The following is a 16,015-nucleotide window of genomic DNA, read 5'->3' on the forward strand; positions in this document are numbered from 1 at the left end:
AATAGTTTAAATTTGTTAAAAAAACATTAATTAGACACCACAAATACTCGAATTTTATGTGTTGTTTGTGGTTAACTATATTTCATAAAACTCCTTTTATTTATGTAACTCTAAACATTTACTGTCATGAAACTCTCTTTGACTTTTATTCTCTTATTTTTATTTTCTAACCAAATTTTTGGGCAAATAACCAATAATAAATACGATTATTTTTTGAGGAAGATGCAAATTGCGGGAAGTAGCGACAGTAGAATAGTTGTAAATAAAAACAATGGCGATACTACTTTTCAGGCGTATTATAATTCGAGAGATGTGGTAAATAACACCCAACAAGAGTTTACAAAAATCTATAAAGGCACACCATTTTTTAAGAATGGGTGGTACAAAGGAAAAATAAGCACCGAAAGTGGGAAAGATATGCAGTTTTTGATGGCTTTTAATGTACAGAAAAACGAACTTTATATTGTAGAAGACATCAATAAAGATGCAATCGCTATCAAGCCTGAAGCATTTACAATAATGGGGCATCATTTCAGTAAGTTTGAAAACGCCTATTATGAAGTTGTTCACATCAGTAAAAATACACTCTTGAAAGAATATTCATGCGTTTTGCATAGCTCTAATACCGAAAAAACTGGCTATGAAGCTTCTGGTGAATATGAAGGTGAATTTGTAAAGTCTTCTAAGTTTTTTATTCTGAAAGACGAATCGGTGGTGCAGTTGCCGAGAGGCAAAAATTTTCTTAATCTTTTTGGAGACAAAAAGCCTTTAGTTGAGCAGTATGTAAAGGCAAATAATATCAATCTTAAAACAGAAAACGGACTCGTAAGTACTTTTAAATACTACGACTCACTCGAAAATCCACAATGAAAATAGGTATTACAGATTGCGGAGAGAAACATCCAATCTATGAAAAATGGATTTTGTCGCAAAATGCTTTGGTCGGCAATTCTCACATCGAAGTTGTTAAACTTGGTTATAAACTCAACAATTTGCACGAAATTGAGCAATGCGACGGCATTATATTATCGGGTGGCGAAGATGTGCATCCAAGTTTATATAATCGGCCTGAGTTTTTGAATTTGTGCAATCCAAATTTCATGGACGAACGCCGTGATGAATTTGAATGGAAAGTGTGTGAATATATCTTCAAAAATCAAGTGCCAGTTTTAGGCATTTGCCGAGGTTTGCAATTGGTGAATGTATTTCTTGGTGGTACGCTGATTCCAGATTTACCTACTGCTGGGAAAGAGAATCATTCAAAGTATTTTGAAGGAAAAGACCGTTATCATAACATAGAAATCATTCACGACTCCGAACTTTCAAAAATTACCAATATTGTATTTGGAGATGTGAATTCAGCACATCATCAATCGGCTGATATTATTGCCAAACCGCTAAAAATCAATGCCTTATCAGATGATAGAGTGGTGGAAGGTTTGGAGTACGACTTCACTCTTGAGTTCGGCTCCGCTCACCCAACAGATTCTGACTCGGTGACTGAGCGAAGTCGAAGCCAACCAAGCCATTATTTAATGCTCATTCAGTGGCATCCCGAACGCATTATCAATGCTGAACAAAATAATTTTTCTTATAAAATTCGACAAAGTTTCGTCGAAAATATTCAATCAAAAATTCAATAATGACACTCGATTCTTTTCTAAAAAAACTCAACGAAACCCCTCAAGAAGTAGCATTTACAGATACTATGGCCGTTGTGGAAGCACTCTATGATTTTACGCCAACGGCTTTCCAAAATGGAGATTTACACAACGAAGCTGGACAAAATTCGGGTTCATGCAAATTATTTTCATTCGCAAAACTTCAAAACTTTTCGGTAGAACAAACGCTCGCTTGTTTTGGTGATTTTTACCACAAAGATGTTCTCGAAAATCCTGACGCAACGAACCACCAAAATATCAGAAACTTTATGAAAACTGGTTGGAAAGGAATTTCTTTTGAAGGAACCGCTCTAACTGAGAAAAAGTAAAGTAAGCAAAATGTGGCACACCTTCGGAGGTGTGCCACATCTGCACCTACTTTTTAAAGGTTTTCACCAATCGGCAAGCCAATAGATTTCAATAAAAGTGAAGCATTGAAACTCTTACAAACGCCTTCTTTTATCAAATAATCGAATAATAATTCGCCGTTTTCAGTAGCATACTCGAAATAATAATTTTTCACTACATCGGGATACTCTTCCGAAATTTCAGTCATACGCAAATCGTGTGTAGCTACCATTGCATACGCATTTGAATTCACTATTTTTTCCAACAAAGCCATCGAACCCGCCAACTTATCTTCTGAATTTGTTCCTCTCAACATTTCATCAATCAAAAACAAAGCATTTTCATTATTATTGATTGCCGCCAGAACGAGCTTAATTCGCTCAATTTCGGCCTTAAAAGTTGAAGCATTTTGCTGAATAGAATCTTTGATTCGCATATAACAAATCAGTTTTATGCCGCCACTTACACTCATTTTCTTGGCAAAAACTGGACAACCAGCATACGCCAAGATAATATTTAGCCCAACCGTACGCAAAAATGTACTTTTGCCCGACATATTTGAGCCAGTAATGAGCGTTAGTCGATTTCGTTCATCAAAATCAAAACTATTACAAACCACATTTTTGGTATTGATGAGTGGATGCCCCATCTCTTGCCCGTATAATTTGAAAGTTTTACTACTATTTATTGCAGGAAAACACCAGTCAGGCTTATTGAAATGTAGATTCCCGATGCTGGCATAAAGTTCAAAAACACCAATTACATCAAATATTTTCTCAAAAAAATCAGGATTTTCTTTCAGCCAAGCCCTCAGTTTGATTAACTGAACTGGCTGAAAGGGAGTAGCCAAAGTCAAAAAAAGCGAAGCCAACATATTGCGTCGCATATCAAGTTTTTTCAGAATCACTACAAAGTCATCAATCGGATTTTTGGTATTTAGTTTTGAAATTGGCAATCGTTCGTGAGCCGTTTTTAAGATTTCAGACCGCCAATTTTCTTGAGCGATAAGGCCAGTTGCTACTCCAAATTTTTCCATCAAACGCCCCGCTCCTGCCACTGTTTCAAAATATTCTTCAGTGTGATTGCGGTTAATGCCCGTAAGTCTAAAATTTATCAAAGCCAAAGCCGCCACTCCATAACCAGCAAACGATGGCGACACAAAATAAGCAGAAGCAAAGACCGCTACCCACAAAAAGGGCAAGATTTTGGCATAAATTGCAATAAACTTTTCCAGCTTCAAGACTGGTGGGTGTTCAATTTGATTCAGCACTTTGCTCACGCCTCGCTCCTCGTTAGAAATCTTAAACATCGAAGCAAAAAAGCTCAAACGCCAGTCAGTTTTGGCCGCCATTTCTTTAGCCGCTTCTTGTTTTTGACTGATAGAAAAAGTTTGATTTTCACCCAAAATCTGTTGAGCCAGATAATCACTTCCCGACTTACTTTTTGTTCGGTTGATTAAATGAAACAGCGTTCCTTCACCGAAAATATCTAAATCTTCACTGAAATTATGCGTTGGTCGGCCGTATTCTTGACCATTATAATACATTCCCGAAATTCTCTCTAAGCACGTCAATTCATTCTGAATCACGGCGAGCGTAGTTTCTTTTAAATCAATCTCGGCATCAATTTTTTCGTGGTACTTTACTAAATAATAGAAACCTAAAATGCCGCCAATAATTGAAAGTCCGCCAAGGATTTCATTGAGTTTAAAAAGCTGATATACCAAAATCAACAGTCCAATTATCAGCAATAATCGGTACATCGAAATCTGGTCGCTTTTCTTTTTTAAGGTGGTTATTTCGGTAAGTAATGTGGTTATTTTTTCTTGATAAGTCTTTTCCATGCAAGCAATTTTTGTATCTGTCGCAAAAATAGCCAACTATGTCGGAGTTTTAGGAATAAATGAAAAGTTTATGCTTATTTTTGTCCATAATCGTACATATTTTGGGTCACAGTGTTACACAAAGTTTTTCACAAAGTAACTCAGTGAAACTCTGTGAAAAACTCCTATCAACTCTGTGTCCAAAAAATTTGACTTAACTTTTATAAATTTATATGCAAATCATCAATCCAGCTACCGAAGAAATCATTGCTACTTTACAAGAAGATTCGGCCGAAAGCCTTAAAAACAAACTAAAAACCTTACAAAAAGGGCAAAAATCTTGGGCGAAAGTTAATCTAAAAAAACGTATCGCTATCATCGCCAAATTCTCTGAATTATTGGCCGAAAATATCGAAGAATTGGCTGCAACGCTCACTTCTGAAATGGGAAAACCACTCCAACAAGCCCGTAATGAAGTAAACGGAGCCAGAGGAAGAATCAAGTTTTTTGTGGAAAATTCGCAGAAATACTTGAAAGATGAAGTAATGACCAAGCAAGAAGGACTAACCGAACGTATTTCATACGAACCCTTGGGCGTAGTTTGTAATATCTCGGCATGGAATTATCCGTTTTTGGTGGGTGTAAATGTTTTTATTCCTGCTTTGATTGGTGGAAATGCCGTTTTCTACAAACCATCTGAGTTTTCAACTTTGACTGGTTTAAAAATTGAAAAGTTTTTGAAAGCTGCGGGTGTTCCCGAAGATGTTTTTGCGGTGGCAGTTGGTGCAAAAGAAGTAGGTGAACAACTTTTAGCAATGCCGCTTGATGGCTATTTCTTCACAGGTTCTTACCGAACTGGACTTTATATTTATGAAAAAGTAGCACCTAAAATGGTGCCTTGCCAACTCGAATTAGGCGGTAAAGACCCACTCTATGTGGCCGATGATGTAGCTGATATTCAGTCAGTTGCAGCAGGAACTGCCGATGGAGCATTCTATAATAATGGGCAAAGTTGTTGTGCGGTTGAGCGTATTTATGTTCACGAAAAAGTATATGACCGCTACGTTGAGGAATTTGTGAAGGAAGTAAAAAGCTTCAAGATTGGCAAACCAACCGAAGATGGTGTTTACATCGGTGCGTTGAGCCGAAAATCTCAGGTAGATTTTCTCGAAAAACAAGTACAAGATGCCGTAAAAAAAGGAGCAACGCTACTTACTGGTGGTAAAAGAATTGTAGGAAATGGATATTACTTCGAGCCAACAGTTTTGACCAACGTCAACCACAAAATGGATGTGATGCAGGCAGAATCTTTCGGGCCAATTATCGGTATTATGAAAGTAAAAGACGACAAAGAAGCCACAAAATTAATGCAAGATACCGAATACGGACTCACGGTGGCAGTTTATACGCCCGATAAAAAACGTGCTGAAAGAATCTTGAAACAAGTAAATGCAGGAAGCAGTTATTGGAATTGTTGCGACCGTGTTTCGGCTCCGCTTCCTTGGAGTGGACGTAAACATTCGGGCTTTGGGGCTACACTCTCGCACGCAGGTATTCGTGCATTTGTGAAGCCAAAAGCTTGGCATTTAAGAGGTTGATTTTTGATTGACGAATGATTCGATTGACGAATGATGAGTTGAAATCCTAAAAGGGTTAAACATAAATAGCCGTAGGTAAAACCTACTGAAACGAAAGATAAAAATTAAAAATCCTGAAAGGATTAAACTTGAATAGCCGTAGGCAACGCCTACGCAAACAAGAAACGAAGGTAGCGTTTATTGTAAAATAATCCTGAAAGGATTAAACTTGAATAGCCGTAGGCAACGCCTATGGAAACAAGAAATGAAGGCAGTTCATAACCCTGAAGGGGTTAAACAAAAACACAATAGCATGTTCAACTCCTCCAGAGTTGCATCATCACATTATAAACATTCCGTAGGCGTTGCCTACTACTATTCAAGTTTAAGCCTTTCAGGCTTTTCCTTAGCAAAGAGAATTTACCAGTAACCAGTTTCCTAATAACAAATCAACAATTTCACCAATCAACAAATAACCAAAGCATGAAAAAAACAATACTATTTACACTTTTAGTCTTTAGTTCGGGTGTTTTTGCACAAATAGCTCCTGCCAAAAGGCAACTCAAACCATCGGATGTATATCGCCAAGTTAGTTTGAGTGACCCACAAATTTCGCCCGAAGGCAATTGGGTAGCCTATTCACTTTCGAGTGTTGATTCAGTAAAAAACAAACGCAATTCTGATATTTGGATGCAATCGTGGGATGGAAAAGAATCTATCCAACTCACTTTTTCACCCGATGGAGAATCAAAACCTCGTTGGAGTCCTGATGGAAAATATTTATCCTTTACTTCTTCTCGTGGAGGCTTAACTGGAAGTCAAATTTGGCTCATGGACCGCCGTGGCGGAGAAGCCAAGCAATTAACCGATATAAAAAAAGGTGATTTATCGGATTATGCGTGGTCGCCCGATGGTAAAAAGATTGCCTTAGTAATTACAAACGATGCTGATACCGCAAAATCAAAATCGCCAAAACCGATTGTTATCGACCGTTTTCATTTCAAGCAAGATGTGGAAGGTTATTTAATGAAAAAAACAACGCATTTATACCTTTATAACCTCGAAACCAAGAAAATTGATACGCTTACGAAGGGAATTTACGATGAAACTTCGCCAAAATGGTCACCCGACGGAACGCAAATCGCTTTTATCAGCAATCGCACCGAAGACCCCGACCGTAATGAAAACACCGACATTTGGGTAATTGATGCAAAACCCAACTCAACTATGAAGCAAATCACGACTTTTACAGGACGTGATTATGCCCACGAATGGAGTGCCGATGGCAAACAAATTGCTTATTTACGCACCACTTCGGCCGAAAGTTATATCATGTACGACCAGTCGATTTTGTGTACAATATCGAAAGATGGTGGCGAACCAAAACTATTGAGTAAATCTTTAGACCGCCCAGTTGGTAACCCAAGATGGAGCAAAGACGGAACTTCGATATTCGCCATTGTTTCTGATGACCGTACAAGATACATTGCTAATTTTTCAGCGGTAGATGGTAAAATGACCAAGTTAGTGGGTGGAAATAGAAGTTTTACAGGTATAGAAAGACATACTTCTGGAAACTTGCTTGCGAGCATGAGCGACCCACAAACACCAAGCGAGCTTTATGCTATTGAAGCAGCGGTTGTCAGAAAACTCACCAAACACCAAGATGCGTTTTTGGCACCATTAGCATTGGCAACGGTTGAAGGTTTTACTTCAAAAAGTAAAGATGGGGCTTCGGTTTCAAACTTGCTTTATTTGCCTGCTACGGCACAAAAAGGTCAAAAACTACCAACTTTACTATTTATTCACGGTGGGCCAGTGGCACAAGATGAGTTTAGTTATGATATGTCTCGTCAAATGTTGGCGGCTGCGGGTTATGCCGTTGTGGCAGTAAATTACCGTGGTTCGAGTGGACGAGGCTTAGATTTCTGCAAAATTATTTCGGCCGATTGGGGTAATAAAGAGGTATTGGATATTTTGGGAGCAACCGATTATGTAGTTCAAAATGGTATTGCTGACCCCGAAAAACTGGGCATTGGTGGTTGGAGTTATGGTGGAATCTTGACAAACTACACGATTGCAACTGATACTCGTTTCAAAGCGGCATCAAGTGGTGCGGGAGTGTCGTTGATTTCTTCATTGTATGGTGTTGACCAATATATTTTGCAATATGAGCATGAATTAGGCTCTCCGTGGAAGAATTTTGATAAATATATTGCCCTTTCATATCCATTCTTAAAAGCCGACCGCATCAAAACTCCTACTCAGTTTATGGTTGGACAAAGCGACTTTAATGTTCCTTCGGTGGGTAGCGAGCAAATGTATCAGGCATTCCGCTCGTTGGGTATTCCAACTGAATTGATTATTTATCCTGACCAATTTCATGGAATTACCAATCCGAGTTATCAAAAAGACCGTTTCGAGCGATATATTGCTTGGTTTAATAAATATTTGAAGAAATAATATTTGGAGGAGTAAGGAAGGCTTCGTTTGAAACGAAGCCTTCCTTCTTACATAGTTTACGGTACAAACTTCTCATAAATAGCTTCGCCTGTAGAAAGGTTTTTACCAAAAAGTTCAATGTATTTTACGGTTGGTTTTAAAGCATCATCGTTTTCAAGTTGTACAAAAACTTTGCATAACTGTCCTTCAATTCCATTTATTTGCATTAAAGCTATCGGCTTTCCCGAATCATTGATTTTTACTTTCAACATTCGTTTTTTAAGTGCTACAATTTTTACATCAAAACTATCTTTTTCTTTGGCATTTCGCTCAGTTTCTACGCCATAAGCAAGTGCTTTCTCTACTGCATTTAGCTTTTGCGTGTGTGTTGTTTCATCATACCTAATCCAATATACGTTTACGGGATTTTCATGATGAAGTGTCTTAACATTTACAAAATTGGCATCATAAACAACCGTATGAGCATTATTACTCCGCTGAATATAAAACAAACGATTGGGTGATGCAGGGGGAGCAGGAAACTTCTGGGCCAATAGCTGTAAACTACTGACTATCAATATTATAAATATTTTTATTTTTTTCATAGAGTAGCTTTTCAAGAGACTGATAACGTAATTTATTAAGAAGCTGATACCACTAATTCTCGGCGAATAGTTCGACTAACGAGTGGCTCGATGAAATACCACGGAACAAGCTTAAATATCCAATAATTAAACCAATTTACCAAACCTGGCACTACAATTGTTTTACCCGAAAAAGCACCTTCTATTGCTTTTTCGGCAACGTATTCGGTACTTGTTATGCTAATACGGCCAAGCCAGCCTTGCGTTTTTATTCTTCTTCGAATATCTTCATTGGTAGGCATCGCACCTGGGTTTACCACACAAACTTTTACGCCTTTTTCTTTCAATTCAGAACCTAAACTCAACGAAAACGAATAGATAAATGCTTTTGTGGCAGGATACACCATTTTATATGGAAGCGGCGAAAAAGCTGCAATACTTGCCACATTCAAAATGTATGAATCTGTATTTTGTAGCAAAAAAGGCAACAAACTTCGAGTCAGAATTGCTGTACCTTTTACATTAAGCTGAATGATTCTGTCAAGTTGGTCAGTATCAGATTCTTGGAAAGATTTTGAGCCACCAATACCTGCATTATTTACCAAGACATCAACACTTATTTTGTTGTTTTTCAACCAATTAGCAAAGTTTTCGATTGCTAAACGATTACTTAAATCCGCTTCATAATAGGCAGCATTTACACCATACGCTTTGTGTAAATCTGTGGAAAATTCTAAGAGATTTTCGTTTGGTAAAGCTACTAAAACAAGATGATGCCCACGCTTGGCAAAGGCAATAGCAAAGGCTCGACCAAGCCCCGAGCTTGCCCCTGTAATAACTGTATGTTTTTTCATAATTTTGTGTAAAGTGTGTTGGCTTTCGAGCCATTTTAATAAAGACAACTCATTTTTAGCATTCCCCTACTCTACGCAAGATTTTTGTTTCATTCAGTATTATCGTCCTGTTTTTTTGCTTCTATATCTATATAATTTGTCTTTGTTCGGATTATAAAATATATTTGGATAATACAATTCGTATCTTATTCAATCCTCTATAAAAACAAATGGAAACCCTCAATCTCAACCGCCGAAAATTTATTCAGGGAGTTTCGGCTACGATTGCCTTATCGACACTTGGAACGCAAGCCAAACCTGTTTTTACGCCCGCAAAAACCTATAAAGTCGCCTTAATCGGTACAGGCTGGTATGGCAAAAGTGACCTTTTCCGACTCATACAAGTAGCTTCAGTTGAAGTTGTTGCCCTCTGCGACCCTGACCAAAATATGCTCAAAGCCGCAGGAGATTTGGTAGCCAAAAGACAAGAATCGAAGCAAATACCAAAACTTTACGGCGATTTCAGAAAGCTATTGGCTGAAAACAAACTCGATATTGTATTGGTAGGCTCGCCCGACCACTGGCACGCTCTGCACGCTATCGAAGCCATGAAATCAGGGGCAAATGTTTATGTGCAGAAACCCATCAGTGTTGATATTATCGAGGGAGAAGCAATGGTAGCCGCAGCCCGAAAATATAACAAGGTAGTGCAAGTTGGCACGCAACGTAAAAGTACGCCTCACTTAATTGATGCCAAGAAAAATATCGTTGATGCTGGACTTTTGGGGAAAGTTTCACATGTAGAAATGTGCTGTTATTATCACATGAGAAACAACGGAAACCCGCCAGTTGAGCCAGTTCCTGCCTTTTTCGACTATGAAATGTGGACAGGCCCAGCTCCGATGCGTCCGTACGATGGTTTGCCACACATTCGTTGGTGGAGAACTTTTAATGAATACGGTAACGGAATCATGGGCGATATGTGTATCCACATGTTCGATACTGTACGGTGGATGCTCAAACTCGGTTGGCCAAAACGTGTGAGTTCGCAAGGTGGCATTTATGTACAAAAAGAAGGGAAATCGAATATTGCTGATACGCAATCGGCTGTTTTTGAATATGATGAACTAAACTGTGTCTGGCAACATCGTTCATGGGGAACACCCGCCAATGCGGATTATCCATGGGCATTTATTTTGTATGGCGAAAAAGGAACGCTTTATGCAAGCACCATGAAATATACGTTTGTTCCGCAAGGCAAAGGTCAGAAAATAGATAAAGATGTGGTTTATGAAAAAGAAAAATATCCAGAAGATTTGACCGAAGAACGCATCGAATTGAATGCCGCACCTGCCACTCGTCTGCACATGTTGGACTTCTTGAATGCCATCGAAAATAATACTCGCCCAGTTGCTGATATTGAAGAAGGACACATTTCAACGGCCAGTTGTATTCTGGCAAATATGTCAATGAAATTAGGCCGTCCGTTGGTTTATGACCCGAAAAAACGAGAAGTTGTCAACGATAAAGATGCAAATGCTTTACTCCGCAGACCCTATCGTGGACCGTGGAAACACCCCGAAGTAGGGAATGTGTAAAATCAGTTAGTTAGAATTGACGATTAAGGATTTCAAATTGAAGAATGATTTTCTTAGAAAAAATCATCAATTAGTAATCTTAAATCGCACGGGCTATTCCGTATCAATCGGAAATTAATCCAACGCCGATGTCAGTGTCCTTACTGACATCAAGCTTCCTGAAATATACAACTTTCGGGAAGCTTTTTTTACACCTAAAACTAACACCTAATCTATGAAAAAAGTCTTCTTTTCACTTCTCGCCATCACTTTATTACAAAGCAGTAGCCCTAAAAAAGAGCAAACACCCAATATCATTTTAATTTTCATGGACGATATGGGTTACGGCGATTTAAGTTGTTATGGTGCAGTCAATTATCGAACACCCAACATTGACAAACTGGCTTCTGAAGGCATAAGATTTACTAATTTTTTGGCAGCTCAAGCGGTTTGTAGTGCTTCACGAGCGGCATTGCTCACGGGTTGTTATCCAAATCGGATTGGTATTTCGGGAGCTTTGATGCCATACAGCAAAAACGGTATTAATTCCAACGAAACCACAATTGCCGAAATGCTCAAACAAAAAGGTTATGCCACAGGAATTTTTGGAAAATGGCATTTGGGACATCACAAAGAATTTTTACCGCTCCAACACGGTTTTGATGAATATGTGGGTCTGCCCTACTCAAATGATATGTGGCCAGTTTACTATGATGGAAAACCAGCTACTCCCAATCAAAATGCAAGTACATACCCTGTTTTGCCGTTGATTCAGAATAATGATAAAAAAGAAGAAATAAAAACCCTCGACGACCAAGCAAAGCTTACGACACTCTACACCGAGAAGGCCGTAGATTTTATCAGAAAGAACAAAAAAAATCCATTTTTCTTGTATTTACCTCATTCGATGCCACACGTACCGATTGCCGTTTCGGATAAATTTAAAGGAAAAAGCAAGCAAGGTCTCTACGCCGATTTGATGATGGAAATAGATTGGTCAGTAGGTGAAATAATGAAAACTTTGAAAGAAAATGGCTTGGATAAAAACACGCTGGTGATTTTTACGAGTGATAATGGTCCGTGGCTAAACTTTGGCAATCATGCAGGTTCATCGGGTGGATTTCGGGAAGGAAAAGGTACAAGTTTTGAAGGTGGACAAAGAGTACCGTGCATAATTCGATGGAAAGGCACAACACCCGAAGGAGTAGTTTGCAATAAGCTTGCTTCAACGATTGATATTTTACCAACGATTGCTCAAATTTCTGGTACAGAATTGCCGAAAAATAAAATTGATGGTGTTGATATTTTACCATTAATCAAAGGAGATTTGAGTGAAAGTCCACGAAAGACTTTTTACTATTATTATCGCAAAAACTCATTAGAAGCTGTGAGAATGGGTAATTGGAAATTGGTTTTTGAGCACAAAGGTCGCTCATACATGAATCAATTGCCAGGAAATGATGGTTTTGCAGGAAAAGCCCCCGAAGATATTCTGACACCGATGGCACTCTACGACCTCCGCCGTGACCCATCGGAGCAATATGATGTACAAAAACTTTATCCAGAAATAATAGCCGAACTACAAAAAATTGCCGAAGAAGCCAGAGAAGACCTCGGCGATGACCTTACAAATAGAAAAGGCAAAAATGTGAGAGCGAGTGGTTTGATTGATTGAAAATAATGTTAGAACGCAGATTTAGCGGATTTTTATGATTAATTATGATTATCATACATCATCATAAAAATCTTAATAATCTGCGTTCTAACACTTATATCATTTCCCGCCAGGAGGGCAATTTTGCTTCAAATAATTTGTAAAAAGCGTATTTAAGTGCTTACGAGTTCCTTCTCCTTCATAAATTCCATGACTACGATTCGGGTAAGGCATAAATTGAAACTGGCGATTATGCTTAATTAGTTCATTTACAAGCATTTCAGCATTTTGGTAATGCACATTATCATCACCTGTTCCGTGAATATACAATAGATTTCCGACCAAATTTTTAGCGTGCGTAATGGGTGAACCATTGACAAAATCTTCACGGTTTTCTTGTGGAAGTCCCATATAGCGTTCTTGGTAGATATTATCATAACAAAGTTGATTTCCAACGGCCGCCACCGAAATACCAGTTTGGTAATATTGAGGATATTGGAAAAGTAAATTCAAAGTTGAAGACCCTCCCCCACTCCAGCCATGTACTGCCACACGAGTAGTATCAACATATTTCCATTTTCTGATTTCCTTTACCGCCATCGCTTGGTCACGAATATTCACGACACCGATTTTGCGATAAATGGCTTTTCTCCAAGCACGTCCACGGGGCAGTGGCGTACCACGATTATCGACCGAAGCGTAGATATAGCCATCTTTTGCCATATCGCCATTATAAAGTCCATTCATTCCTGTTCCATAAGTATCTTTTACGGTAGCAGATGCTGGCTCGCCATAAACATTGAATACAATTGGATAACGTTTCGTAGAATCAAAATTAGTAGGTTTTACCATCCAACCTTCAATATCAATACCGTCTTCGGTTTTTACCTTGAAAAACTCTACTCGCTTGTTTACTTTCAAATTGGCCAATTTAGCCGAAATGCTTTCTTTTTCGGACAATGGTGAATGGTCAGCTAAATTTATCCATTCGGTCATTGGGGCAATATTCGCACTTGAAAACGAATGTCGAGCAAACTTTCCATTCGGTGAAAGCACATAATTATGCGTTCCTGCGGGAGCATTTGGCAAAACTGGCTGCATTTCGGCACTACCATCTAATTTGATGCGGAAAAGATAATTTTGCAGTGCATTTTGTGGCGAACCAGTGAAATAAACATAACCGTTTGCTTCATCAATCAATGGAATATGAACAATATCATAATTACCTTTGGTGAGCAATGTTTCTTTTCCATTCAAATCCATTTTATAGATATGTCTCCAGCCATCTTTCTCGCTTACCCACAAAAATTCTTTGCCCCCTTTTAGCCATTCCCAGCCTTCTTGCTCATCGGCCCAACGCTCTTTTGTATCAATCCAAGCCTCGTCTGATTCGGTAGCAATAGTTTTAGTTTTACCCGTAAGTGCCTGACAGATAATGATTTTACTCTGATTTTGTTTACGATTCAATTGTTGAATAATAATATCATTCGTATTTGGCACCCACTCCATACGTGGCACGTAAGTTTGTTGCGGGTCGCCTTCGATGTTCATTTTTATGGTTTTTCCAGTAGCTACATTTGCCACCAAAATCTTATATGGTGATGGACTTTCTCCCACTTTTGGGTACTCAACTGGCACGTTATATGAGTAAATCGAGTCAGTATTATTTATCATCAAGAAATCACGAATCTTGGTGGCATCAATTTGCCAATAAGCAATACTTTTCCCATCTGGACTCCAACGAAAGCCATCACGACAAGCAAATTCTTCTTCATACACCCAATCGAAAGTGCCGTTTATCATTCGGCGAGTGCCATTGGTTGTCAAGGCTTTGATTTTTTTTGTTGCCAAATCTTCCACAAACAAATTATGTTCGCTCACATAAGCTACTTTCGAGCCATCGGGGGAAAATTTCGCAAACATCAACGACGAAGCAGGTTTACCTTGCCCCAATTGATATAAAGCATTGGTTTTGAGGTCTAAAACCCAATAATCACCACGGGTATCATATCTCCACACTTGTTTAGTGTTCGTATAAATGAGTGCTTTTGAGTCATCAGCACTCAATGTATAGCTTCTTACATTCAAAGGTTTTTCTGCTCCTTTGGGCGAGAGTTGGGCTTTAGTTATTAAAGTCGTTTTTTGTTGCGTTGGCAAAGTATAAGCCACCACTTCGCCACCTTCGGTGCGTGTGTAAGCATTGCCATCTTTCGTCCATCTGATTTGTTGGGCTTGGACGAGGGTTGTTAGAATTAGGAATGAGAGTAATAAGAGATTTTTGTTTTTCATATAACTTTGAGGTGGGTGATAAAGATAATAATTAAAGTTTATTGAGTATTAATTGATGAAACTCGGTCAGTGATAGTACCTCTATTTTAGGGAAAGGAATATTTTTCAGTACATTAAAGTGGTTGTCCTCTGTAATAATGAAATCAGCATTCGCCATTAAAGCACAATCGACGAATTTATTGTCGTCGGGGTCAACTTTTATCAATTCCCAGAAGAAATATTCCTTAATAAAAACTACATTAGGGCTTTCGATTAAAATATCAAGAATCAATTCAGCAGCATCGAAATTATACTTTTGCTCAAAAACCTCAGCATATTCATCTAATATTTCGGTAGTAACGCATAACTCAAATAGTTGCTTTTGAAAAGCCTGCCAAAGCCAATGCGTTTTTGAACGAGCAGAAAAACAGGTCAATAACTGATTGGTATCAATAACGACCCTCATAAAGATTTATTTTGAAGATGTTTACGATATGATTTATACGAAGTACGATTGTGTTCCTGCTTCATTTTATCAAAATCTTGTTCGGTATAGCCTTTTTCTTCGGTAATTTGCTCGATATTTTCTTGCAACTTACGGAACTTGAACTCCAACAAAAGTTGACGTAATTCTTGCATATCAGATTGGTTGAGTTTGACTTTAAACAAACTTAGCAACTCAATTTGAGCTTCCGTAAATGGTGGTTGAATAGCTACTCCCATAAAATGTAAAGTGTTTACTAAACAAAGATAAATAATACGAGTTTAATATCAAATCCTATTCTTAGAATCAATAATAATCGTTACGGGGCCATCATTGAGCAATGAAACCTTCATATCAGCACCAAAAGTGCCAGTTTTGATGGGTTTTCCTAAGTCAAATTCTAATTGAGCAATCATTTTTTCGTAGAGCGGAATAGCAATTTCAGGGCGAGCGGCTTCAATAAACGAAGGTCTATTTCCTTTTTTTGTACTGGCATGAAGTGTGAATTGACTAATCAGTAGAATATTTCCATCAACTGATTTTAGGTCGAGATTCATTTTGCCTTCTTCATCGCCAAATACTCTTAGGCCTACGATTTTCTTAGATAACCATTCAATATCTTCTTGGGAATCGGTGTGCGTAATGCCCAACAAAATCATGAATCCTAAGCCTATTTGACCTTTTATTTCATTATCAATCGTTACGGATGCTTGGGTAACTCTTTGTATTACTGCAATCATGGTTTTAGTCCACTGTCCACAGACG

General features: G+C 38.3%; 14 protein-coding genes. 7 read left to right on the plus strand and 7 right to left on the minus strand.

Features of this window, described 5'->3' with window-relative positions; all coding sequences use genetic code 11:
• Window positions 1-126 precede the first annotated feature (126 nt).
• From ABR854_RS13395 to ABR854_RS13405, 3 genes are read left to right on the plus strand one after another with little or no spacing between them, the layout of a single operon-like run.
• Complete coding sequence (locus tag ABR854_RS13395; protein ID WP_350265912.1) at window positions 127-870, plus strand: hypothetical protein; 744 nt, start codon at window positions 127-129, stop codon at window positions 868-870.
• The gene (locus tag ABR854_RS13400) at window positions 867-1,643 is read left to right on the plus strand and encodes a gamma-glutamyl-gamma-aminobutyrate hydrolase family protein (protein WP_350265913.1); all 777 of its coding nucleotides are present in this window, start codon (window positions 867-869) and stop codon (window positions 1,641-1,643) included. The genes ABR854_RS13395 and ABR854_RS13400 overlap by 4 nt, the downstream gene beginning before the upstream one ends.
• Window positions 1,643-1,990, plus strand: coding sequence for a HopJ type III effector protein (locus ABR854_RS13405; RefSeq protein ID WP_350265914.1), 348 nt, complete (start codon window positions 1,643-1,645; stop codon window positions 1,988-1,990). The genes ABR854_RS13400 and ABR854_RS13405 overlap by 1 nt, the downstream gene beginning before the upstream one ends.
• A 53-nt stretch (window positions 1,991-2,043) precedes the next feature.
• Here the strand turns inward: ABR854_RS13405 and ABR854_RS13410 are convergent, their stop codons facing one another.
• Window positions 2,044-3,852, minus strand: coding sequence for a MutS-related protein (locus ABR854_RS13410; RefSeq protein ID WP_350265915.1), 1,809 nt, complete (start codon window positions 3,850-3,852; stop codon window positions 2,044-2,046).
• A gap of 212 nt (window positions 3,853-4,064) precedes the next feature.
• Between ABR854_RS13410 and ABR854_RS13415 the strand changes: the two genes are divergently transcribed.
• Both ABR854_RS13415 and ABR854_RS13420 read left to right on the plus strand, forming a co-directional pair.
• A complete protein-coding gene (locus tag ABR854_RS13415) occupies window positions 4,065-5,429 on the plus strand; it encodes an aldehyde dehydrogenase family protein (protein ID WP_350265916.1) in 1,365 nt (454 codons plus the stop codon).
• Between the two features lie 462 nt (window positions 5,430-5,891).
• Window positions 5,892-7,871, plus strand: a complete 1,980-nt coding sequence (locus ABR854_RS13420) for a S9 family peptidase (RefSeq protein ID WP_350265917.1) — start codon at window positions 5,892-5,894, stop codon at window positions 7,869-7,871.
• Between the two features lie 56 nt (window positions 7,872-7,927).
• Here the strand turns inward: ABR854_RS13420 and ABR854_RS13425 are convergent, their stop codons facing one another.
• Window positions 7,928-8,455 carry a DUF4833 domain-containing protein gene (locus ABR854_RS13425; protein ID WP_350265918.1) on the minus strand — a complete coding sequence of 176 codons (528 nt, stop codon included), beginning with the start codon at window positions 8,453-8,455 and terminating at the stop codon, window positions 7,928-7,930.
• 35 nt (window positions 8,456-8,490) lie between these two features.
• Window positions 8,491-9,288: an SDR family NAD(P)-dependent oxidoreductase gene (locus tag ABR854_RS13430; RefSeq protein WP_350265919.1), complete on the minus strand. Its 798-nt coding sequence runs from the start codon at window positions 9,286-9,288 to the stop codon at window positions 8,491-8,493.
• A gap of 209 nt (window positions 9,289-9,497) precedes the next feature.
• Here ABR854_RS13430 and ABR854_RS13435 point away from each other — a divergent pair, with 209 nt between their 5' ends.
• Window positions 9,498-10,865 carry a Gfo/Idh/MocA family protein gene (locus ABR854_RS13435; protein WP_350265920.1) on the plus strand — a complete coding sequence of 456 codons (1,368 nt, stop codon included), beginning with the start codon at window positions 9,498-9,500 and terminating at the stop codon, window positions 10,863-10,865.
• A 214-nt stretch (window positions 10,866-11,079) separates the two neighbouring features.
• Complete coding sequence (locus ABR854_RS13440; RefSeq protein ID WP_350265921.1) at window positions 11,080-12,519, plus strand: sulfatase family protein; 1,440 nt, start codon at window positions 11,080-11,082, stop codon at window positions 12,517-12,519.
• 99 nt (window positions 12,520-12,618) lie between these two features.
• On the opposite strand, the gene ABR854_RS13445 is transcribed toward ABR854_RS13440, so the two are convergent.
• Genes ABR854_RS13445 through dtd form a run of 4 tightly spaced genes read right to left on the minus strand, consistent with a single transcriptional unit; the run spans window position 12,619 to window position 15,990 of the window.
• The gene (locus ABR854_RS13445) at window positions 12,619-14,787 is read right to left on the minus strand and encodes a S9 family peptidase (RefSeq protein WP_350265922.1); all 2,169 of its coding nucleotides are present in this window, start codon (window positions 14,785-14,787) and stop codon (window positions 12,619-12,621) included.
• A 31-nt stretch (window positions 14,788-14,818) separates the two neighbouring features.
• Window positions 14,819-15,232 (minus strand): putative toxin-antitoxin system toxin component, PIN family, encoded by a 414-nt coding sequence (locus ABR854_RS13450; protein ID WP_350265923.1) that lies wholly within the window; start codon window positions 15,230-15,232, stop codon window positions 14,819-14,821.
• Window positions 15,229-15,489 carry a DUF8507 family protein gene (locus ABR854_RS13455; RefSeq protein ID WP_350265925.1) on the minus strand — a complete coding sequence of 87 codons (261 nt, stop codon included), beginning with the start codon at window positions 15,487-15,489 and terminating at the stop codon, window positions 15,229-15,231. Before ABR854_RS13455 ends, ABR854_RS13450 begins: the two co-directional genes overlap by 4 nt.
• A 48-nt stretch (window positions 15,490-15,537) precedes the next feature.
• Entirely contained in the window at window positions 15,538-15,990 is a 453-nt protein-coding gene (gene dtd, locus ABR854_RS13460) for a D-aminoacyl-tRNA deacylase (RefSeq protein ID WP_350265926.1), read from the minus strand.
• Between the last annotated feature and the right edge of the window lie 25 nt (window positions 15,991-16,015).

The organism is Emticicia sp. W12TSBA100-4, from assembly GCF_040253585.1.
In the GTDB taxonomy this organism is placed as follows: Bacteria; Bacteroidota; Bacteroidia; order Cytophagales; family Spirosomataceae; genus Emticicia.

Bases quoted from the DNA above. Each gene is read 5' to 3' on its own strand.
- ABR854_RS13395 (WP_350265912.1), top strand. From the start codon at position 127: ATGAAACTCTCTTTGACTTTTATTCTCTTATTTTTATTTTCTAACCAA.
- ABR854_RS13400 (WP_350265913.1), top strand. From the start codon at position 867: ATGAAAATAGGTATTACAGATTGCGGAGAGAAACATCCAATCTATGAA.
- ABR854_RS13405 (WP_350265914.1), top strand. From the start codon at position 1,643: ATGACACTCGATTCTTTTCTAAAAAAACTCAACGAAACCCCTCAAGAA.
- ABR854_RS13410 (WP_350265915.1), bottom strand. From the start codon at position 3,852: ATGGAAAAGACTTATCAAGAAAAAATAACCACATTACTTACCGAAATA.
- ABR854_RS13415 (WP_350265916.1), top strand. From the start codon at position 4,065: ATGCAAATCATCAATCCAGCTACCGAAGAAATCATTGCTACTTTACAA.
- ABR854_RS13420 (WP_350265917.1), top strand. From the start codon at position 5,892: ATGAAAAAAACAATACTATTTACACTTTTAGTCTTTAGTTCGGGTGTT.
- ABR854_RS13425 (WP_350265918.1), bottom strand. From the start codon at position 8,455: ATGAAAAAAATAAAAATATTTATAATATTGATAGTCAGTAGTTTACAG.
- ABR854_RS13430 (WP_350265919.1), bottom strand. From the start codon at position 9,288: ATGAAAAAACATACAGTTATTACAGGGGCAAGCTCGGGGCTTGGTCGA.
- ABR854_RS13435 (WP_350265920.1), top strand. From the start codon at position 9,498: ATGGAAACCCTCAATCTCAACCGCCGAAAATTTATTCAGGGAGTTTCG.
- ABR854_RS13440 (WP_350265921.1), top strand. From the start codon at position 11,080: ATGAAAAAAGTCTTCTTTTCACTTCTCGCCATCACTTTATTACAAAGC.
- ABR854_RS13445 (WP_350265922.1), bottom strand. From the start codon at position 14,787: ATGAAAAACAAAAATCTCTTATTACTCTCATTCCTAATTCTAACAACC.
- ABR854_RS13450 (WP_350265923.1), bottom strand. From the start codon at position 15,232: ATGAGGGTCGTTATTGATACCAATCAGTTATTGACCTGTTTTTCTGCT.
- ABR854_RS13455 (WP_350265925.1), bottom strand. From the start codon at position 15,489: ATGGGAGTAGCTATTCAACCACCATTTACGGAAGCTCAAATTGAGTTG.
- dtd (WP_350265926.1), bottom strand. From the start codon at position 15,990: ATGATTGCAGTAATACAAAGAGTTACCCAAGCATCCGTAACGATTGAT.